The sequence below is a fragment of the Granulicella sp. L46 genome (assembly GCF_009765785.1).
Taxonomy (GTDB): domain Bacteria; phylum Acidobacteriota; class Terriglobia; order Terriglobales; family Acidobacteriaceae; genus Granulicella.
In genome coordinates this window covers 86085-107259 of the sequence record NZ_LMUT01000002.1, presented here as the reverse complement: position 1 = coordinate 107259, position 21175 = coordinate 86085, and the positions used below count along the sequence as shown (strand labels likewise).

Annotated in this window: 16 protein-coding genes; 9 read left to right on the top strand and 7 right to left on the bottom strand. The window is 60.9% G+C overall.

What is annotated here, in order from left to right; genetic code table 11:
- Positions 1-5 precede the first annotated feature (5 nt).
- The 3 genes from GSQ80_RS00385 to GSQ80_RS00375 all read right to left on the bottom strand — a co-directional run bounded on the left by GSQ80_RS00385 (position 6) and on the right by GSQ80_RS00375 (position 6005).
- Positions 6-2846 carry a phosphoenolpyruvate carboxylase gene (locus GSQ80_RS00385; protein WP_158785533.1) on the bottom strand — a complete coding sequence of 947 codons (2841 nt, stop codon included), beginning with the start codon at positions 2844-2846 and terminating at the stop codon, positions 6-8.
- Between the two features lie 111 nt (positions 2847-2957).
- Complete coding sequence (locus GSQ80_RS00380; protein ID WP_158785532.1) at positions 2958-3899, bottom strand: ketopantoate reductase family protein; 942 nt, start codon at positions 3897-3899, stop codon at positions 2958-2960.
- A gap of 51 nt (positions 3900-3950) precedes the next feature.
- Positions 3951-6005, bottom strand: a complete 2055-nt coding sequence (locus GSQ80_RS00375) for an ABC-F family ATP-binding cassette domain-containing protein (protein ID WP_158785632.1) — start codon at positions 6003-6005, stop codon at positions 3951-3953.
- A gap of 113 nt (positions 6006-6118) precedes the next feature.
- Here GSQ80_RS00375 and GSQ80_RS00370 point away from each other — a divergent pair, with 113 nt between their 5' ends.
- The 5 genes from GSQ80_RS00370 (at position 6119) to GSQ80_RS00350 (ending at position 10855) form a co-directional block, all read left to right on the top strand.
- The gene (locus tag GSQ80_RS00370; RefSeq protein WP_158785531.1) at positions 6119-7816 is read left to right on the top strand and encodes a hypothetical protein; all 1698 of its coding nucleotides are present in this window, start codon (positions 6119-6121) and stop codon (positions 7814-7816) included.
- Between the two features lie 41 nt (positions 7817-7857).
- The gene (locus GSQ80_RS00365; protein WP_254059368.1) at positions 7858-8196 is read left to right on the top strand and encodes a hypothetical protein; all 339 of its coding nucleotides are present in this window, start codon (positions 7858-7860) and stop codon (positions 8194-8196) included.
- A gap of 13 nt (positions 8197-8209) precedes the next feature.
- The gene (locus GSQ80_RS00360) at positions 8210-9205 is read left to right on the top strand and encodes a TIGR00730 family Rossman fold protein (protein ID WP_158785530.1); all 996 of its coding nucleotides are present in this window, start codon (positions 8210-8212) and stop codon (positions 9203-9205) included.
- A 118-nt stretch (positions 9206-9323) separates the two neighbouring features.
- Entirely contained in the window at positions 9324-10541 is a 1218-nt protein-coding gene (locus GSQ80_RS00355) for a glycosyltransferase (protein WP_158785529.1), read from the top strand.
- A gap of 89 nt (positions 10542-10630) precedes the next feature.
- The gene (locus GSQ80_RS00350; RefSeq protein ID WP_158785528.1) at positions 10631-10855 is read left to right on the top strand and encodes a hypothetical protein; all 225 of its coding nucleotides are present in this window, start codon (positions 10631-10633) and stop codon (positions 10853-10855) included.
- A 330-nt stretch (positions 10856-11185) separates the two neighbouring features.
- On the opposite strand, the gene GSQ80_RS00345 is transcribed toward GSQ80_RS00350, so the two are convergent.
- The gene (locus GSQ80_RS00345; RefSeq protein WP_158785527.1) at positions 11186-11602 is read right to left on the bottom strand and encodes a hypothetical protein; all 417 of its coding nucleotides are present in this window, start codon (positions 11600-11602) and stop codon (positions 11186-11188) included.
- Between the two features lie 70 nt (positions 11603-11672).
- Complete coding sequence (locus GSQ80_RS00340; RefSeq protein ID WP_158785526.1) at positions 11673-12092, bottom strand: polysaccharide deacetylase family protein; 420 nt, start codon at positions 12090-12092, stop codon at positions 11673-11675.
- A 355-nt stretch (positions 12093-12447) separates the two neighbouring features.
- Here GSQ80_RS00340 and GSQ80_RS00335 point away from each other — a divergent pair, with 355 nt between their 5' ends.
- Genes GSQ80_RS00335 through GSQ80_RS00320 form a run of 4 tightly spaced genes read left to right on the top strand, consistent with a single transcriptional unit; the run spans position 12448 to position 17639 of the window.
- A complete protein-coding gene (locus tag GSQ80_RS00335) occupies positions 12448-13878 on the top strand; it encodes a TolC family protein (protein ID WP_174241284.1) in 1431 nt (476 codons plus the stop codon).
- Positions 13862-14179, top strand: coding sequence for a YtcA family lipoprotein (locus tag GSQ80_RS00330; protein ID WP_158785629.1), 318 nt, complete (start codon positions 13862-13864; stop codon positions 14177-14179). Before GSQ80_RS00335 ends, GSQ80_RS00330 begins: the two co-directional genes overlap by 17 nt.
- A gap of 17 nt (positions 14180-14196) precedes the next feature.
- Positions 14197-15426: a biotin/lipoyl-binding protein gene (locus tag GSQ80_RS00325; protein WP_158785525.1), complete on the top strand. Its 1230-nt coding sequence runs from the start codon at positions 14197-14199 to the stop codon at positions 15424-15426.
- Positions 15427-15428: 2 nt separating this feature from the next.
- Positions 15429-17639, top strand: a complete 2211-nt coding sequence (locus GSQ80_RS00320; protein ID WP_158785524.1) for an FUSC family protein — start codon at positions 15429-15431, stop codon at positions 17637-17639.
- A gap of 191 nt (positions 17640-17830) precedes the next feature.
- On the opposite strand, the gene selB is transcribed toward GSQ80_RS00320, so the two are convergent.
- Both selB and selA read right to left on the bottom strand, forming a co-directional pair.
- Positions 17831-19726, bottom strand: a complete 1896-nt coding sequence (gene selB, locus GSQ80_RS00315; protein ID WP_158785523.1) for a selenocysteine-specific translation elongation factor — start codon at positions 19724-19726, stop codon at positions 17831-17833.
- The gene (gene selA / locus GSQ80_RS00310) at positions 19723-21162 is read right to left on the bottom strand and encodes an L-seryl-tRNA(Sec) selenium transferase (RefSeq protein ID WP_158785522.1); all 1440 of its coding nucleotides are present in this window, start codon (positions 21160-21162) and stop codon (positions 19723-19725) included. Before selA ends, selB begins: the two co-directional genes overlap by 4 nt.
- Positions 21163-21175 lie beyond the last annotated feature (13 nt).

Genomic DNA, 21175 nt, shown 5'->3' with positions numbered 1-21175 from the left:
CACCCTCAGCCCGTATTCCGCAGCCCCGCGCTGATCCCATTAATCGTCGCCGTAACCGCCCGATCCAGCTCTTCGCCCTGCTCGCCCGCGCGTTTCCGTCGCAACAACTCAAGCTGCAACAAACTCATCGGATCAACGTATGGATTGCGCAGCCGGATCGACCGCGCCAGCACCTGGTTGCTCTCCAGCAGCTCTGTCTGCTGAGCCACCGCCAGCACCATCCGCCGCGTGCGATTGAACTCCGTCTCCAGCGTCGTAAACACTCGCTCCCGCAGGCCCTCGTCCTTCACCAGCATCGAGTACTGCTTCGCAATCCCGAAGTCCGCCTTCGCCATCGCGATCTCAACATTCTTGATAATGTCCACGAACAGCGGCTGCCCCAGCATCATCTCCTGCAGCAGCGCGAGGCCGCCCTCGTGCTTCTCCGCATACTGTTCCAGCGCATACCCCACGCCAAAATACGCCGGCACCACGTGCCGCGATTGCATCCACCCAAACACCCAGGGAATCGCCCGCAGATCTGCCAGGCTTCGCTTCGCCGCCGGCTTCCCCGACGCACTCGCGTCCGCACGCTTCGCCGGCCGCGACCCAATCCGCGCATGCTCCAGCTCGGCCACCGGTGTTGCCTGCTCAAAGTACGTGAACACCTCAGGATCATCCATCAGATGCTTCGTATAAAACGCAAACGAGGTCGCCGACAGCTCATCGAGCGCCGCCTCCCACTCCGGCAGCATCTCTCCCGTCAGCACCGGCTTCACACCCGGCTTGACACTCGGACGCGCCAGCGCATCCAGCGCCGCAGCAATCATCAACTCCAAATTCCGCTCAGCCAGCACAACGTCGGAGTACTTCCAGTTCAGCACTTCGCCCTGTTCTGTAATCCGTAGCTGCCCGGTAAAGCTATCCAGCGGCTGCGCAAAGATCGCTCCATGTGTTGGCCCGCCACCGCGTCCCACCGTGCCTCCGCGCCCATGGAACAGCCGTAGCGTCACGCCACACTCTCGAGCCACCTCGTGCAGCGCGCGATGCGCCTTCCAAATCTCCCACGTGCTCGTAATCATCCCGCCATCTTTGTTGGAATCGGAATAGCCAAGCATCATCTCCTGCCGCCCATCCCACGCCTCCAGCAGCGGCTTGTACGCCTCGTGCGTCCACAGCGCCCGACACACCACCGGCGCATTCCGCAGATCCTCGATCGACTCAAACAGCAGCACCGGCTGCAGCCCCGGATCGTGCTCCCCACTCGCGCTCGTTCCACCTTCGACCTTCACGCCGCCCATCCGCGCCAGCTCCACAACCGTCAGCGCATCCTCCACCGCCGTCGCGCCCGACACCACGTACTGTGCAATCGTCGCCGGAAGATTCTTCTTCAACTCCGCAATCGCACGGAAGGTCGACATCACCTCCGACGTCTGTGCACTCACCTCTCCACCAGCCTTCAACTCCCGCAGCGCCGCCGCATCCACCTTCGCGTGCTGCCGAATATCCAGCGTCTGCAGATGTAGCCCAAACGTCCGCACCGCCAGCAACAGTGGATCCACAAACCGCTCGGCCAGCCGCTTTCCGCGATTCTCCTCGAGCGACTCATGCAGCAACGTCAAGTCCTCCAGCAACTCTGCCGCCGTCTCATACCGCGGCAGCGTCGCCTCCAGCGGCAGCGCCAAATGCTTGTGCATCGATACCGCCGGCGTTCCTCCCAGCCGCAGCGTCATGCACGCAATCTGCATCCGCACCGCCTCGGTAGGGAAGTCGCCCACAAATTCCATCGCATACCCCGCCGCCTTGAGCTCCTCGAGGGAACCCGCGAGTCGGTTGTGCAGCGCAGACGAAATCGGCGCCTGCCGCGTCGACGGCGCCAACTGCTCAAACAGCTCCGTCAGCCGCGCCACATAATAATCGTGCACGACCTCGCGCGACATCGCGATCGACTCGGCCGTAGTCGTCGCGGTGACAAACGGATTGCCGTCCCGATCGCCCCCAATCCACGACCCGAACTGAACCACCACCGGCAGATCCGCCAGCTGCGTAGGCTCCGTCCCCGGAAACTCCGCGTCCAGCGCACTCGCCATCTCCGCATACAAAACCGGCACCGTCTCAAACAGTGACGCGTCGTAATAGTCCAGCCCCATCTGGACTTCATCGCGGACGGTAGGCCGCGCGTGGCGCACATCGTCGGTCTGCCACAGCGCCGTAACCTCCGCCAGCAGCGCAGCTTCAAGCTCATCCAGTTCTGTTACTGGAAGCGGAATCCCATCCAGCTTCTCCAGCAAATCCGAGATGCTTCTCCGCTTGAACATCACACTTCGCCGAGCGACTTCTGTTGGGTGCGCCGTGAATACCGGAATGATGCAGATCTGCTCCAGCAGCGCCAGCGTAATCTCGCGCGAGAACCCTGCGTCCCGCAACCGTCGCAGCGTCCCTCGCAAACTTCCGCGCTGTGGCTCGGCCGCCGCTTCCAGCAACGACGATCGCCGCCTACGCTTGCGATGGTTTGTCTCGGCTAAGTTAATCAGTTCAAAATAAAACGCAAACGCCCGCGCCAGAAAGAAGGCTGTCCGTGCATCCGCCGCCACCTCGTGCGTTAGAGCCTGTGCCCGCTGCAAATGTCCCTGCGCCGCATCGACATTCTGCTTAGCATCCGCCTCGCGCCGCGCAATCGCCGTACGCCGCAGGCTCTCGACCGCACCAAACAGCGCATTCCCCGGCTGCTCCCGCAACACCTGCCCCAACAACGCTCCTAAGGAACGCACATCGCGGCGCAACGGCGCATCCTTCGCCGGGCTCGTGCGCGCTTCAAGTTCTGCAAGTCGATCAGACCAACTGGTAGGTGTCCAAAGAGAAGCCATAGGTGATTATCACCCAACCTTCCATTCCGCCCTCCGCACCCAGCACCAACCCGCAGAAGCTCACGCGCAGAATGCATACCAACACGCAATAAAAATCGCCAAAATTTCCCGCTAGCTTTTCAATGACGCCGAATACACGCTCAACTGTGCATACGCCGCCCGCAGCAGCGGAGCTTCCACACCGTGCCGCCGACCGCGCTCCAGCAGATCGCCCAGAATCTGATCCGCCTCCACCCGCGCGCCCTTCTGCAAGTCCCGATACATCGACGCCGTGAGCGACGACCCGGGCTCCTCCAGCCGCTGCGCCGTCGTCGCCTGCGCCGCCGCATCCTGAGGAGCGTATCCATTCGCACTCGCAATCGCCACGCACTCCGCAATGATCGCCTGCGCCGTCTCCACGCCACCCGGCGCCGCTGCCACCGCGCCAATCGACCCCCGCATCAGGCAAGTGATCGCGCCCAGCGAAGCCAGCAGCACCCACTTCTGCCACATCGTCGCCACAATGTCCTCGCGCAGCCGTACCTCGAACCCCGCGCCCGTCAGCGTGTCCTCAATCGCCTGCACCCGCTCCGTAACAGCCTTGTCGCGTTCGCCAAAGTTCAAATCATGCAGCCGTGTCATGGAGTGCACGCCGCCCTCCGCATCCATGTCCGCCGAGATATACGTTGCGCCGCCCAGCACCGTCTCCGCCCCAAACCGCGCCTCCAGCATATCCAGGTGCCGCATCCCATTCAGCAGCGGCAGAATCGCCGTCCCGCTCCCCACCGCCGGCGCAAAGTCCACCATCGCGCTCTCCAACGAGTACGCCTTCGTGCTCAGCAGGATCAAATCGAACGTCCCCGGCCTCGCCTTCAGCTCTTCCGCCGTCAGCAACTTCAGCGAGTCAGACGGCACCGTCACATCGCCGTACACATCGAAGATCTGCAGCCCCGCCCGCCGCAACTGCTCCGCCCGACCCTCACGCACCAGGAACGTCACATCGCGCCCAGCCGCCGCCAGTCGCCCGCCAAAATAGCCACCCACCGCTCCCGCACCGATCACAAGTATTCGCATGCACCTATCTTATGCAGAACTAGCTATGGCTGAGTGCTTCCGCTCCGCCGCTCATGCGATGCTTTGCTCCTCAAGCTGCGTCGCCAGGTCTTCCCACTCCGCAGTGCGCGCCGCGTGCTGTTCGCGCAGCGCATCCAGTTCCGCCGCCACCGCCTGCGCCGCCTCGGCTGTCGTAAAGATTCCCTGCTGTTGTTCCGCCGCCTGAATTCGCGTCTCCAAATCCGGCAGCTCTTCCTCAATTGCCGCGACGCGATCCTCCAGCTGCTTCAGCTTGATAGGATTCAGCCGCTTCACATTGGATTTGGGCACCGGCGTCACCGCAGTCAGCGATCCCTCAACCGCATGCGTACTTTCCTCCGCCTCAACCGCCGCCTTCACCTTCGCCGCAGCCACCACCTTGAACATCCCGGTAGCTGCGTCCACCTTCGCATTGGTCGCGGCATCGTGCGTCAGCATCTTCTGCGCCTCAGCCGTATTGGTCGGGATCCCACCTTGCTTGCGGAACAAATAATCCTCATAGTTGCCTGGATAGATATGCACGCGCCGATCTTCGACCTCGAACACCCGCGTAGCCAGCCCGTCAATAAAGTAGCGATCGTGCGACACAAACAGCACGGTCCCGCTGAAGTCGCGAATCGCCTCCAGCAGCACATCTTTCGCGCGCAGATCGAGATGATTCGTCGGCTCATCCAGCAGCAGAAAATTCGCGGGGCTCACCAGCATCTTCGCCATCGCATACCGATTGCGTTCGCCGCCGCTCAACACACCCAGCGTCTTGAACACATCATCGCCACTGAACATAAAGCATCCCAACAGCGACCGCAGCGTCACAACATCCACCTTCGGGTTGCTGCCCGTAATGTCGTCGAGCATCTGCGCCGAGCCATCCAGCACCTTGTACTGATCCTGCGCAAAATAGTCCGCCAGCACATTATGTCCCAGCCGAATCTTGCCACTCGTCGGCGCTTCCAGGCCGCTCAGCATGCGGATCATGGTCGATTTACCCGCGCCATTCGCGCCCACAAGCGCAATGCGATCGCCGCGCTCAATCGTAAAGCTCACGTCGTCGAGCACCACCTTCGTCCCGCCATCGGGAGTCGGATAAACCTTCCGCAGGTTGTTCACCTCGATCACCGTGCGCCCACTCGCCGGCGGCTGCGGGAAGCTGAAGTGAATCGTCGCCTCTTCCTCCGGCACCTCGATGCGCTCAATCTTCTCCAGCTCTTTAATCCGCGACTGCACCTGCTTGGCCTTGGTCGCCTGCGCACGAAACCGATTGATAAATGTCTCCAGCGCCTCAATCCGATCGCGCTGATTCTTGTACGCGCTCATCAACTGCGTGCGCCGCTCTTCCTTCAGCACCTGGTATTTCTCATAGTTGCCGTGGTACACATGCATCCGCTTGTTCCACACTTCAACGGTCTTGTTCACCGTTACGTCGAGAAAGTAGCGATCATGCGAGATCAGCACAAACGCGTTCTCGTAGTTGTGCAGATAATCCTCAAGCCAGTTGCGCGATTCCAGATCCAAATGATTCGTAGGCTCATCCAGCAGCAACAGCGAAGGCTTCTGCAGCAGTAGCTTCGCCAGCGCAATCCGCATCTGCCAGCCGCCGGAGAACTCTTCCGTCCGCCGAGCCCAATCTTCCTTCGTAAATCCCAACCCACCCAGCACCGCACCCACCTGCGAGTCCAGCGTATAGATGTCGTGGTGATGCAGCAGCTCTGCAATCTCCGAGTAGCGATCGGCTGCCGCCGCATACTCCCGAGACTTCGGATCAGCATCGCTCAGCACATGCGTCAGCTGTTCCTGTTCGACCTCCATGTCGCGCAGCTCGTCAAACACGCTCAAGCACTCGTCGAACACCGACCGCCCCGACAGCGCGAGCCCATCCTGCGGGAGGTATCCCAGCGTCATGCCCTTGATGTGCGTCCGCTGCCCGTAGTCCAGCGTCTCTAAGCCAGCCAGGATCTTCAGCAGCGTAGACTTACCCGTACCATTGCCGCCCACCAGGCCAGTGCGCTCATTGGGCGTGACCAGCCAGTTAACATCTTCGAAGAGGAGTTTGTGGCCGTATCGTTTGCCGGCGCCAGCTAATTGAAGCATCACCCCATTTTCTCATCCCCGCCGAAACTGAGAACGGAGAACGGAGAACTGACAACTCTTCGGGTGACGTTTCCCCCTTTCGCCGCATCGAATCCAAGACTGGAGCCGGTAAATTGCAAGAAACAAGCACGACCCTCGGCGAAACAGAGCCTCCCCGCCAACATCGCACGCGTAACCGCTGGCTAGCCGCCGTCGCGATCGCCTTGGGCGTGTTCCTGATCGCCTTCGTCATCACAGCCGAGTATGTCGCCCACCACATCGGCCCCATGCTCCGCAGCAGTGTCGTCAGCACTCTGAGCAACCGCTTCCACTCGCCCGTCGAGCTCGATTCCCTCGACGTCTCCGTCGCCACCGGCCTCAAGGTCGAAGGCCGCGGCCTCCGCATCTTGTATCTCGCTGGCCCCACCCAGCCGGATCTTAAGCAGAAGCAGGGCCTCCCTGCGCCGCCCATGGTCAGCGTCAACCACTTCATCTTCCACACCTCGCTGCACTCGCTCTTACATCTCAAGGCTGACATCGCCCGCGTCGACATCGATGGCATGGACCTCCACATCCCGCCGCACAGTGGGGCGCACATGCCCCACATCACCGCGTCCAATTCGCGCATCAAGATCACTGTCGCCAAGATCTTCTGCAAGAACGTCAACCTCGTCATCGAGAACTCCAACCCGGCAAAGGATCCGCTCAGTTTCGCCATCCAGGACCTGAAGCTCACCGACGTCGTTGGCGCTGGCTCGCCCATGCGCTACGACGCCTTCCTGATCAATCCCAAGCCCGTCGGCGCCATCCACGCCACCGGCCACTTCGGGCCATGGCATAGTGACGACCCCCGCTCCACCTCTGTCGACGGGCACTACACCTTCACCAACGCCGACCTCAACACCATCAAGGGCATCGGCGGAATCCTCTCCTCCACAGGCGATTTCAACGGTCGCCTCGACCACCTCACCGTCGACGGTACCGCCAACGTTCCCAACTTCTCGCTCGATATCTCTGACCACCCCGTCCCGCTCGAAACCACCTTCCACGCCTACGTCGACGCCACCAACGGCGATACCACCCTCGCGCCCGTCAACGCCACGCTGCTACACTCGCACTTCACCGCGCAGGGCACCGTCGCCAACATCCACGGCAAGGGTCACGACATCAGTCTCACGGTCAACATGCCCAGCGGCCGCATCGAAGATCTCCTTCAGCTCGCCATGAAGTCCAGCCCACCCATCATGCGCGGCAACGTCACGCTCAACGCCAAGCTCCACATCCCGCCTGGCAATGTGCGCGTCGTGCAGAAGCTTCAGCTCGCCGGCACCGTTCACATCCAGGGCGTCGAGTTCACCAACGCCCAACTCCAGGACCGCATCGACTCGCTCAGCATGCGTGCCCAGGGCCATGCCGGCGATTCGAAAGCCGCCGGCAGCGACCTCAAGCCCGAAGTCGCCTCCGAGATGACCGTCGACTTCTCGCTCGGCAACGCGCTGCTGCTCGTCCCCTCGCTCCACTACCAGGTTCCCGGCGGCACCGCCCAGCTCCATGGAGCCTACTTGGTTAACGGCAGCGCCTACCAGTTCCTCGGCCGCATCAGCACCGACGCCATGGCCTCGCAGATGCTCACCGGCTGGAAGTCCGTCCTGCTTACCCCCTTCGATCCCCTCTTCAAGAAGCACGGCCACGGCCTCGAGCTCCCTGTCTCCATCAGCGGCAAGGGCAACGACGTGAAGTTCGGCCTCGCCATGCACAACGCCGACGAACCCGTCTCGCAGATCGTCAACGACCTCCACTCCCCGCACCCCGCCGCCCCCGCCCGCCACTAGCGCGCTATCGCCGTGCGCGCAGCACCTGATAACCTCAGACGATGGCAGCGCACCAGGACCCACTACTGATGGAAGCCGCGAAACCTCCCCGCGATGCCTCCGATCCTCGTGCCCCCCACGCCCCTCCGCCCGCTCCCGTCTGGCTGCAGCGCATGAGCCTCATCGTCCTTGTCCTCTTCTGCTTCTACATTGGCGGACTCCTCGCAGTCCTTCCCTGGTCGCCCCGCTACTGGGACCAAAACGGCTGGCTGCTTGCCCACCCCGCCCTCGAGAGCATCATCAACAAAGGCTGGGTGCGCGGTCTCGTCTCCGGCATCGGCCTGCTCGACGTCTGGATCGGCGTCAGTGAACTCCTCCACTACCGCGACTTCCGCGGCTGACGAAAGCGATCCCATGCCCCCCGAAAAAAATCCTGACCCCACCCCCGCGCCTCTCCCCACCGCGCCTCTCGCCTACGAAAACTCCAACTTCCTCGACTCCCCCGACGGCCGCTCCCTCCGTATCCTGGCCGAGTACAACGAGCCCATGGCCCGCTTCCGCCGCGAGCGCATCCAGGACACCGTCGTCTTCTTCGGCTCCGCCCGCTTCCGCGCCCTCGACGTCGCCTCGCACGAATTAGAGCTCCTCGACAACACCGGCTCCGTAGCCCCCGCGCCCGAGTCCGAGCAGCCCGCGCGCGATCCCGAGGAAACCTCCGAGCTCCGCCACAAGCGCGCCGAAGCCGCCGTAGAAATGGCTCGCTACTACGAAGATGCCCGCTCCCTCGCCCGCATGATGACCGAGTGGTCGAAGAATCTACCGGGCCGCCGCCACCGCTTCGTCATCACCTCCGGCGGCGGCCCCGGCATCATGGAGGCGGCCAACCGCGGCGCCTGGGAAGCTGGTGGCAAAACCATCGGCCTCAACATCATGCTGCCGTTCGAGCAGCAGCCCAACCCCTACATCACCCCCGCGCTGAACTTCAACTTCCACTACTTCTTCATGCGCAAGTATTGGTTCGCCTACCTCGCGAAGGCTCTCGTCGTCTTCCCCGGCGGCTTCGGCACGCTCGACGAAATGTTCGAGCTCCTCACCCTCGACCAGACCCACAAGCTCTCGAAGCCCATCACCATCGTCATCTACGGATCGTCCTACTGGAAGAACGTAGTCAACCTCGAGCTCCTCGCCGACAAAGGAGCGATCGGCATCAAGGACCTCGACCTCTTCCAGTTCGCCGACACCCCCGAAGAAGCCTTCGCCATCCTCAAAGAAGGCCTCACCCGCAATCACCTCGACATCGAGCAGCCACGCACCGAAGCCCCCATCCCCGACACCCCCGAAGCCAGCGCCCAGGAACTCCTCGGCCCCGACATCGCCCAAACCAGGCCCGAAGCAGCCAGCAGGAAGTAGCCAGCAGCTTCAACTAAGAACTAACAACTGAGAACTAACAACTGACAACGGACGATCCCTTCGCCCTGCGCGCAGCAGTTCTCCGTCCTTTCATCCACGCCTGTTAGCATCCTCCACGATGCCGTCCCCTCCACGCATCGCGTACTTCCCCGACAGTTTCCACGAGGTCAACGGCGTCGCGCACACCAGCCGCAACTTCACCGCCTACGCGCGTCGCCACGACATCCCCATGCTCTGCGTCCGCGCCGGCCAGACCACGCGCGTTCTCCCACCCGAAGGCTGCGTCGAAGCACTAGAGCTAGGCCGCAGCCCACTCGCCGTGCAAGTCGAAAAAGACCTCAGCTTCGACCCACTCTTCTTCCGCTACTCCGACCTCATCTCCGCCACGGTCCGTGCCTTCCGACCCGATGTCATCCACCTCACCGGCCCCAGCGAGCTCGGCCTCTTTGGAGCCTACTTCGCCCACCAGCTCAACGTCCCGCTCGTTGCCAGCTGGCACACCAATCTGCACGAGTACGCGGCCCGCCGCATGCGCTGGCTCTCCCGCCACCTCGGCCACGCCGGCACGCACATCGAGCGCGCAGTTGAAGCGTCAGCGCTCCACATCGCCACGCATCTCTATCGCCGAGCTCAGGTCCTCTACGCCCCCAACCCAACGCTGTGCACTCTGCTCCATCGCACCACCCAACGCCCCTGCCACCTTATGCAACGCGGCGTCGACACCAACCTCTTCACCCCAGCTCGCCGCACGCGCTGCCTCGACGACAAGGAGATCGTGCTCGGCTACGTAGGCCGCCTCTCCGTAGAAAAAAATGTAGCCCTGCTCCCTAAAGTCGACGCCCAGCTCCGCACCCTCGGCATCACGCCGCGCTGGCTCATCATCGGCCACGGTGCCGAAGAATCCCACCTCCGCGCGGCCCTCCCCAACGCTGAACTCCCCGGCGTCCTCCGCGACGAAGCTCTCGCCGCCGCCTACGCCAACATGGACCTCCTCATCTTCCCCTCCCACACCGACACCTTCGGCAACGTAGTCCTCGAAGCCCTCGCCAGCGGCGTTCCCGCCATCGTCACCCCCGACGGAGGCCCGGCCCACATCCTCCACTCAGCGACGCCAACCTGCTGCGATCGGTGCGCGCGCACCACAGTTCCCGGCCGAATCGCGATCGACGAAGACTTCGCCGCCGCCATTGCCGACGTACTCACCAATCCCATCACCCACGCCGCCATGCGCCAAACCGCACGCACCTACGCGCAGCATTGCTCCTGGGACGCTGTCTTCGACAAGGTTCTAGCCACCTACCCGTCTGCCCGTATGCGCCACTATCAAAGCCTATAGCGACCTTTGCCCAAAAAGTTACTCGAAGGTTGACAACCTTTCTCTTCGTCGGCGGCTCCTACGTTTGGTAAGCGAAAGCGAGGAAAGTCATGGCGAAGGAAGATACCGCACTCAATCAAGACCTCAACTCGGGCACGAACTCGTTCTCGCCCGCGCACAATCACCTGCAGGACGACTCGCCCGAAACGGTAGTGACGCCCAAGGATAAGCAGGCCGCCCTCGACCGTCTGGGCATGGAAAGCGCCAAACGCGCCGAGCACCGCTTTCAGCGCAACGCCGAGCGAATCCCCAACGACACCATCTTTTCTAAGTAAGCAATCCCTCAAACGTCTTCGCGGTGGCTCTTACTTTGGAGTCGCCGCGACCTGTCACAGCTGACCGTCAGCGAAGTCGAAGGAGAGGGAAGGGATCTGCTCCTCATTCGCAGAGTGAGCGCCCTCTCTTGCTTGTGCAAGAGGCTCGTACGATGTGGTGAGTAGATGAGCGCCAGCAAGCATGGGCAGCACGATACCAGACATTGCTTTACGCGGGCAGCGGCACTTTCCCGAAAAGCGGATTTTCTGGAAATTTTGGAATCCTCTACCTTGGACCAACCTCAGTCTCCGAAATACCGCTTTCAAAGAACTACTTATTGACCGGGTGTACTAGCGGCAAAGGGCCTCCAAGAGAGCGAAGGGTTTAGCTTCATGCTGCGGACGGGCAATGCCGCGCTTGAAAGCCAGTTGCTCTGTGAGTGTGTCGCCATTCTTATACGCGATATCTGAATCTTCGGTATAGATAGGATCGGCCGCCGCCTCGGGGAGGCTTACGAAGGTGAACCCTCGGGCGCGATAAAGCGCGAGAAGCTCCGGGAGCATATGAGCGTCGAAGGCACCGATGTGCATGAGTAAGACCATGGGAACATCGCGGCCGTAAACCGTCTTGGACAGGGAACGATAATAGGTGATGAATTCGTCAGCGGTCGAAAGGTAAGTATCGTGGAGCTGTTGCAGAGCTGCTGTATCGTTCTTCGCTACACACCGCGCATAAGGTTCGTTCCAAGCATAATCTTCGAAATCCATCGTGACTTCGGCCACGCGATAGTGGTTGGCTTTGAGCCAGGTGCGGACCTCGCGATGCTTTTCCAGCGTGTCACCCCTCGTTCAGGTAGGGATACCGAAACCAACGCCAGTCGTCTGAAGCCGCGGGCATGAGAGTGCGGAGAAGCGGTTGATTGGCTTCGATGTTGGCGATGAACTGCGAAGACGAGGTGTCATTGAAATTAGGATGCGACCAGGTGTGATTCGCGAGGGGCTCACCAGCGGCCCGCCATGCGTGAAGGACATCAAGCGTCTCAGGAGCTTCTTCTGTCCGAACACCATTGATGAAACCGTAGACGGGAGGCATGTGCTGCTGTTTCAGTGTGTCGAGTATCGATTGGGCGATCTGAAGCCGAGAGACGGAGGCTGGCTTGGGACCATGGGCAGGCAGGTCATCAAAAGTGATCGCAAGCTGTTGAGCAACAGCATGCAACGGCGTAAGCGCGAGAAACAAGCAAAGTGTTTTGAACATCAGGCCTCCCCCAAGAGTTTATGTGGCATGGAGAATTCGCGATAGGCCGCACCCGGGCTGCACTTGAGTCGAAGAAATCAACATAACCGTAGGTCTTTGTTTCTGAAAACGCCGTCCGTCGTGCCTTACGCCCTGGGAAGGCCTGCAGTATCTCCATGCGTGAGCGAGTAGTCTCCATTGAAATCACGTCCGCATCCAACGTCGCGATCGTGATGATCACTTTTCGGGGAGTTTGTCGTCTCTCATGCGAACGTACCATTTTGCGTTTGCAAAGAGCGCTCCACCGTGCAAGGATTTCGAGACATGCAGAGAGTGCGGCAGGGGATCGATCCGAAGCACCAGCGTGGCTTAGAAAATGAAATATTTTCATGGATATGTCTTCATCTTCGTCATGTCATTCTCTGCCTCGCTGCTCGCCGCTGGTCAACAGGCGCCGGCGGTCCCGGACCGGCCATGGAATGGAGCGCCAGAGATGCGGCCGGTTGTTCCGCCGCAACATTCGCCGGCATTTATTCCAGACCCATCGAAGATTTACACGTTGCCTGACTTGATAGACGTCGCCGAACAGAACAATCCAGAAACGCGTGTTGCGTGGGAGAATGCCAAAGCCCGCGCTGCCGAGCTGGGAATCTCGAAGGCAAGTCTCTACCCGACTCTGGCTGCCGTGGCCCTCGCTGATACGAACCGTAGCCAACTCTTTTTCTCTCCGGAATACTATCGCCAAACCAGCGGGACATTCTCTCCTGTTCTGGTCGTCGACTATACGATTTTTGACTTTGGCCGGCGATTGCAGGAGGTGGCTATCAGCCGAAGCAATCTTCTAGCGGCCAACTTTCTGTTCAACGATGCCCACCGGAGAATTATTTTTCAGGTCATGGCAGCGTACTACCGGATGCTCAACAGCAAGGGCCAGGAGGATGCGCAGGAAGCCAATCTGAAGAATGCCCAGACAGTGCAGAGCGCAGCAGAAGCAAGGCTTCACGAGGGTCTGGCAACCCTGCCGGACGTACTCGAAGCCCGCAGCGCTGCCGCCCAGGCCGACTATGATCTGCAGGCAGCGATCGGCGCAACGGAGATCGCGCACGGCGACCTGGCGACCGCGCTTGGCATTTCGCCTCTTAACAACTTCCAGGTCGAGAGCATCCAGAATCTGACGATCCCGCAGGACCTTCCCGATACAGTAGAGACGTCGATCAATCGGTCCTTGGCGCAGCGTCCTGACCTGATGCAGCAAGTAGAGCAACTTCGCGCTGCCGGAGCCGAGATCAAGGCCTCAAAGACTGCCTACTTGCCAACGTTGAGGTTCAATGGCGACGGCGGCCTCGCACGTATGTATGCACAGCAGAATCTCGGGCCCGGGCTTTACTCCCCGACCCAGGAGACCTGGGATGCAAAACTCAGCCTCACCTGGAACTTGTTTGATGGGTTCGCGCGCGAGAGTCGACTGGCGAAGGCGAAAGCCGACCAAAAGCAGGCGCTTGCAAACGTGGATACGCTCCGCGATCAGGTGGAGAACCAGGTCTGGGCGGCCTACTCTACGGCGCGGACCGCGCTCCGTCAGCAGAAAGCGGCAGCCGCGCTGTTAGCCGCAGCGAGCGAGTCCTACGATGCGGCTATACAGTCGTACGACCTCGGCGTTCGCAGCCAGATTGATGTGGTTTCCGCGCAACGTACCCTGGCCGCGGCGCGTACCGCCGACGTAAGCGCCCGCACCCAGTTATTGACTGGGGTCGCCGCTTTAGCCTTTCAGACGGGAGACCTGCTTGATCATGCAAAAGGGCCGTAGCGCAACTCCAGAATTGAATTCCCCGACTCCCCGACGCACAATTGGGGCATGCGTGATCGCAAGTTTGCCCGCAGCCACACTGCTGATTGCCGGATGCTCACGCGCTCCCACATTCAATCTCCTCGGTTCGTTCTTTCCTGCGTGGATGCTATGCGGAGTTATAGGAATCCTGCTCACCATTGCCGTCCGATTATTCTTTGTTCGCATTAAACTGGAGCAGCAACTGAAGCCACTGCTCGTGGTGTACACCTGCCTGGCTGCATTATTTACGTTTGCCCTGTGGCTGCTGTTCTTCCGCTAACTCTGAAAGGAGAACCGATGCCCGAAGACGATCCAACTCTGCCCTCCAAGCGTCTCGGCCGAATTGTGAGCATCGCCATCATCGCGGCTGCGGTGATCAGCGCATTGTTGCTCATCGCGGAGACCAACCGGTACCCGCGGACCGATGACGCCGAAGTCTTCGCAAACTATATCGGGATCGCTCCCCAGGTCGACGGCCCTATTACGCGGCTCGTTGTACAGGACAACGCGTTCATCAAACAGGGCGAGCTGCTGTTTGAGATCGACCCCCGGCCTTATGAGTACGCGCTACAGAAGACCACCTCCGATTTGAATACGCTGGAGGGGCAGATCGTCGATCAGCGCAGGACCATTGCTTCGCAGGTGAGTGCCGTAGGCGCCGCACGGGCGAATACTGACAGCGCTGCGGCGAATGTCGATCGCGCCGCGTCGGCAGTGAATGAAGCCAAGGCGAATGTTGCCAGCGCCAAGGCAGCACTCGACAACGCCAACGCCGAGCTCACCTACACCACCAATAACTATCACCGCATTGAACCGCTGCTGGCCAGGCAATTCGTGACCGTAGATCAGGTCGACCTCGCGAAGACTGCGGTCACCTCGAAACAACAAGCCGTAAGCCAGCAGCACGCGCAGCTAACCCTGGCAGAAGCCCAGGTGCAATCCGCCCAGGCACAGTACGAGCAGGCCAAGGCCGTGGTTGAACAAAGCCACGCACAACTCGGACAGTCGCAACACAGCGTGCTCACCATCGATCCGCTCACGGCCCAGCGTGAAGGTCGTGCCTCCGCGATTCGCACTGCCCAATACAATCTCGACAACTGCAAAATCTACTCGCCGTTTGATGCGCGCGTAACCAATTTGAATATCTCCCAGGGCGCTTACGCGCACACCGGTCAGCAGATCTTCACGCTGATTGATACACGCGTCTGGTGGGTGATCGCGAACTTCCGCGAGACCCAGCTTCATCGCATCCAACCCGGAATGCATGCGGATGTCTACGTGCTATCGAGACCAGGAGTGAGGTATGACGGTATCGTCGACAGCGTTGGCTTCGGTGTGCAGCCCGATTCAACACTCATCGGAACGTTTACCTCCAACGGGCTGCCCGACGTGCAGCGGTCGTTGAACTGGGTACACTTGGCCACACGTTTTCCAGTGCGTATCCGCATCAAGGCACCTGAGTCAGAAGCTTTTCGCCTCAGCGAATCTGCCGCGGTGGTGATCCGCGGCTACGATAAGGCGAAATAGCGATGGCGGCCCTGGGTGATGCATCCCCGCGCGCCGCCGAACAGGGAAGCCCGTGGTTTTGGAACTTCCTTAAAGCCGAACTCTCTCCGTACCCAGGCAGAGGCTGGGTCGTCGCCCGAATGACTGTCTCGGCGACCATCGTGATGCTGATCACGATGACTTTTCAAATTCCCGGCGGCTTCCAGGGCGCGATCTTCACCCTCATCATCAGCCGCGAGAGTCCGGTCGAAACTCTCCGCTCCGGATTCCGGATAGCGATGGCTTTCCTCATTGGCACACTCTACATTGTCCTCAGCGTCACGGTCGTGATTGGTAATCCGCTGACCCACTTCTTGTGGGTCGCGATCAGCCTGTTCGCGTCTTTTTTCCTGCTGCGGATCATTGCAGATTATGGAACAGCTGCACCTTTGGGATTCGCGATCCTTGGTGCCCTCAGCGTGTGGGACAACCACCTGGTCAACGTAAACTCGCGGCTGGAGAACACGCTATGGTTGGCTGGCTCCGTGGCTATCGCAGCAGCGGTGACGATCGTGGTCGAATATATCTTCCGTCTCGCGCATCCATCCACTGACTTTGCCGAGGGCATCGAGATCCGCATGCGGACGATCGAAAATGTCTTGCGGTCTGCAGCAACGCAGCACCCTCTCGATAGTGAGTGGGAGAAGAATCTTGGGATCTATGCCACCGTTGGCACATCGCGGCTTCGTAGGCTCATCCTTCGATCCGGTTACAGCACTCACTACAAAGCACAGATAGGCGCAGCAGTTGCCCTGGTGGGGCGCTTGATTGATATCGCGGCCAACTTCCAGTTCGCCTTGTCTCAGCAAGCCGAGACCATCGACCCAGGCGATCGGCAAAGATGTTTGAGGCTCGCCGACGAGGTGCACTCCCTCTGCATCGCACTCACACAGCATCAACTTCCCCAGCAGTTCGAGCGGCCATCGCCGGACGCCCCGGCACAGATACCCTTCCTTAAAACGATGGAGGATACGGCAGCGCTCATTCCCAAGGTATTTTCGGGAACAGAGTCCATCAACGCCTTCGTTCCAGCCCCGCTTGACGAAGAAGAATCGCTCCCCATATTTGTCACCGATGCATTCTCCAACCCGGCCCATCTGCAGTTCGCCATGCGCGGCACACTCGCGGCGATGGTCTGTTACATCACGTACACGGCACTCGACTGGCCGCAACTCAGCACGTCGCTCCTCACTTGCTTCATCACAGCGCTGTCCACCATCGGCTCCTCACGACAGAAGCAAGTGTTGCGGCTGAGCGGCGCCTTCCTTGGCGGCTTTGTCTTTGGTATCGGCTCCCAAATATTTGTGCTTCCTTACCTCGACACCATTACCGGATTCACCCTTCTGTTTGCAGGGGTGACTGCCATCTCTGCGTGGATTTCCACGGCATCGGCGCGACTCTCGTATCTTGGCGTGCAGCTCGCGCTGACCTTTTATCTGATCAATCTGCAGGAATTTACCATTCAGACGTCGCTGTCGATCGCGCGCGATCGTGTGTTCGGTGTGCTGCTCGGCCTGCTGTCCATGGGTGTCTTCTTTGACCTGCTTTGGGTAAGGAACGCCGCGGGCGAGATGCAAGCTGTGTTCGCCGCCAATCTAGAGATGTTTGCCGAACTCGCCGAGCAATTGTTGCAGCAGGACCAGATCAAAGCCATCCGGCGGATACGCCAGTTGCGCGATCAAATCAACGCCGGCTTTCAGGCCGTCACAGCCCAGTCCGATGCGGTTCTCTTAGAGGTTGGACCTTCCCGCCAGCAAATGTTGCAAGTCCGCAAAAACATCCAGCGATGGCAGCCCGCCATCCGCACCCTGCTCCAGGTACAAATTGCCGCGGTGCAATATCTCTCCCGCACTCCGCTCTCTAACCTGCCCTTACCCATCGCTGAAGCCGGCCTCGAGTTCGAAAGGGATTTTGCTCAAGTGATGCGTGCCATGGCAAGCGAAGTAAGTGAAAAGCCCGTACAGGCGGTTCCCAACATCCGGCTTTCCGCTGAGAACTTCCAACGCGAAATACGCAAGCACTATCAGGATCTCGGCATGCCCGTAGCCCCCCAGGCATCCGATCTGGCTGGCCTCGCGGAGAGTCTTGCTTCGGTCCTTTCTCCGCTCTACGAAGACATCCATGCAACGTTCGCGGCCCCTTCGAAGACCGTTGAAGTGCAGCGCGAGCTTCTGCACGATCCAGCCAAGTCATAGCATGCGAAACTGTGCAGGTTAGCCCGCAACGCGTCTGTAAGCGCGGGCTCACAATTCAAGCTTCCGGAAGTCTCAAACCGGAATCCCGTCGCGAACAGGACATCACTCTACGTCTGAAAAGGGAGAAAAATTCTGCATTTAGACCGCAACCCGATGCTGTTGCTACGAGCTGGCGACGGCAGATTATCGGGCTAGAGCACAGTGCGGATGCCGTTTTGGTTGCGGGTGATGCGGGCGCCATCGAGATACTCAAGCAGCGGGATGGCGTGTTTACGTGTCAGGCCAGTCAAGGCTTTGAAGCGACCTACGTCGAAGGTCTGGCCGCGCTGCTGCTGGAGCTCGGTTCGTAGCCGGACGAGCGCTTCGGCGTGGACCAGGAGGTTGTCGGCGCCCATGCGGACCAACTTGCCGGCACGGATGAGGATGGTGATTAACGGGGCCACTTCTTTATCGGGAAGCTGCAGGGTCGCGGCTACTTCACTGACGATCGGGGAGGCGAGGCCGACAGTGCGATAGAGTGCCTCGACTTTGGCCAGGGCTTCTATGGGTTCTTTGGCGCCAGCTCCTCGCAGGGTGAATTGATTGCCCACTGACTGGACGGGTCTGACTTGGGGCAAGCGCACGGCGGCCAGGGCGAAGACCCAATCTTCTAATTTGGTTCGAGAGCGCAGCTCGGCGCGGGACAGGGAGCGAGCTTCGGTCCGTTCCAACTCTTTGGAGAGCAGCTCGACGGCCTCGGCTAACGCCTCTGGACAAAGAACGTGGCTCACGGCGGCGTGCTCCGCAGTGGCACCGATCAGTTGCTTGCTTGCGATCAGTGACGCGATGATCGGGCGAATGGCGTCGGTGTGAAGGCAGGTTTCGCTGCTGAGGGTTTTGATAGAGATTCCGTGAAGGCCGCGGCGTCGCACGCGCAGGAGAATTTGCTGCTCGGGCGCGGCTTCGCGAAGCTGTTCCAGCCATGCGTTCGAGGCTGCTTTTCTGAGGCGGGGTAGCGGATGCGCATCAAGTACTCGGCCGCCACCCACTGTGGTTGCGGGCGAAGGTTGCCTGAGTACGAAGCGATCGCCGGGAGCGAGCAGCAGGGGTTTGCTGAGGCGCAGGCGAGCAAGAGGAGCAGCGGAGTTTTCACCGGGCCGGTAGAGAAGGACGCGGGCCGTGGTTTCGGCTGTGAAGGCATGCAGACGCAGGCTGGCGCGGTGTCGCAGCGCGGGCATGCCGGGTAGGATGGTTAGCTCTACATCGACGGTGTTTACCGGCGAAAGAGTTTCGGGCGGCACAATGGTATGGCCGCGGTGCACTTCAGCTACCTCGACGCCGACGAGGTTAAGCGCTACGCGGCCGGGTGCGTGGGTCTCGCTTACTGATGCGCCGTGGACCTGGATGCCGCGGACCCGGACGCTACGGCCCTCAGGCTGCAGATGAACGGCGTCCCCCACATGCAGGCTGCCGGCCTGGAGCGTGCCGGTGACAACTGTGCCAAAGCCGCGCACGGAGAACGCACGATCCAGGGGAAGACGGAGGATGGTGTCTGCATTGCGAGCGGGCACGCTCAACGCGAGCTGCGCGAGGGCCCGCTTGAGGGTAGGGATTCCAGCGCCGGTGCGGGCGGAGACGACGACGACGGGAGCATCTTCGAGAAAGGTGTGCTCGGTGAAGCGCCGGACCTCGTCACGCGCGGCTTCGAGCCGCTCTGGGGAGACAGCGTCCTGCTTGGTGATGGCCACGATGCCGTGGCGGATGCCAAGCAGAGCGCAGATGGCGAGGTGTTCGGTGGTCTGCGGCCTGATGCCCTCATCGGCGGCGATGACCAGCATGACGCAATCGATGCCGCCGGCGCCGGTGAGCATGTTGCGGATGAAGGCGTGGTGGCCGGGGACATCGATCAGGCTGAGCTGGATCGAGTGTCCGGCGGGATCTTGAAGATCGAGAGACGCAAAGCCGAGGTCAATGGTGATGCCGCGGGATTTTTCTTCTGGCAGGCGGTCTGTGTCGGTGCCGGTGAGGGCATAGACGAGTGCGGTTTTTCCGTGGTCGATGTGGCCGGCGGTGCCGAGGACCATAGAGCGCGTGGCTGCGGACTTCATGGCCGCTCCGGCTCGAGCGCTTGTTTCAGCAGCTGAGCAAGAAGGGCGTCTTCCGCGGGCGGGATGGTCCGCAGGTCGAGCAGGACGCGGCCCTCGTGGATGCGCACGATGACCGGAGGATCGAGGTGGCGCATATTCGCCGCGAACACTGTTTCCGACATGAGCGAAGGCCGCAAGGCCAGGGCGAAGCTGGCCAGAGAGGCTCCGGGGGTGGTGCCGCCGCCGACCACGCTGCGCGTCTCGACTACCTCCACGGCAGCACTGGTGGAGCGGAGGCTTTCGGCCAGGGCCACGCAGCGGGCGCGGATGGCATCGGCCGGCATGCGCAGCATTGCAATCGCCGGCAGGGTCTCCTCGGTCGCGGTGAGGTAGGCGAGCAGCGTAGCTTCCAACGCGGCGTAGGTCAGCTTGTCCACACGCAGAGCGCGAAAGAGCGGGTTGGCGCGAATGCGATCAAGGTGGGGCTTGGCGCCAACGAGGATGCCGCACTGCGGGCCAGCGAGCAACTTGTCTCCACTGCAGGCGACCAGGGCGAGTTCGCTCGAAGCGCTTTGGATCCAGGAAGACTCGTCGTCTATGCCGGCCTCCGCGAGGTCAACGATGCAGCCGGTGCCTTGGTCCTCGAAGACAGGAATCGAAGCGCGGTTGCCGAGCTCAAGGAGTTCCTCGAGAGAAGGGCGCTCGGTGAAGCCTTCCATGCGGAAGTTCGAGCGATGCACGCGGAGGATGAGGCGTGTTTGTGGAGTGATGGCGGCGGCGTAATCGGAGAGACGGGTGCGGTTGGTGGTGCCCACCTCGCGGAGGATGGCTCCGGACTTGCGCAGAATGTCAGGGACGCGGAAGCCGCCGCCAATCTCGACCAGTTCGCCGCGGGAGACGAGGACTTCGCCGCCTTCCGCCAGAGTGTTGAGGGCCAGGAAGTTGGCGGCGGCACAGTTGTTGACCACAGCTGCAGATTTGTGAGCTAAGTCTGATGGGCTTTGGCCGCTTTTGAGGGCGATTACGTTAAGAATGAGCCGCTCGACATGGCGGTCGCGGTAGTTGCGCTCACCGGTTTCCAAATCGAATTCGAGGTTCGAATAGCCGCGCGCAACCTCGACAATACGCTGAATAGCCGCTTCAGAAAGCGGGGCGCGACCCAGGTTGGTTTGCAGGATGACTCCGGTGGCGTTGAGTACAGGGCGCAGCGAGGGACGGGTGGAGTGGCGGAGGCTATGGGCGACTTTGGCGCTGAGGCCATCCAGCTGAAGGTCGAGGGAATCTTCCGTATGGCGGCTATCTCTTATTTCGCCGCGGAGATCTTGCAATGTCGAACGGAGGGCCTCAGCGATGAGCTCGCGAGAGTAGGTTTGCTGGAGTTGGAGAAAATCCGAGCGATGGAGGAGCTCGCCCACCTGGGGCAGCTTGCGATAGAGATGGGCCGGGTGGGTCTGCACTAGGTTCCTCCGT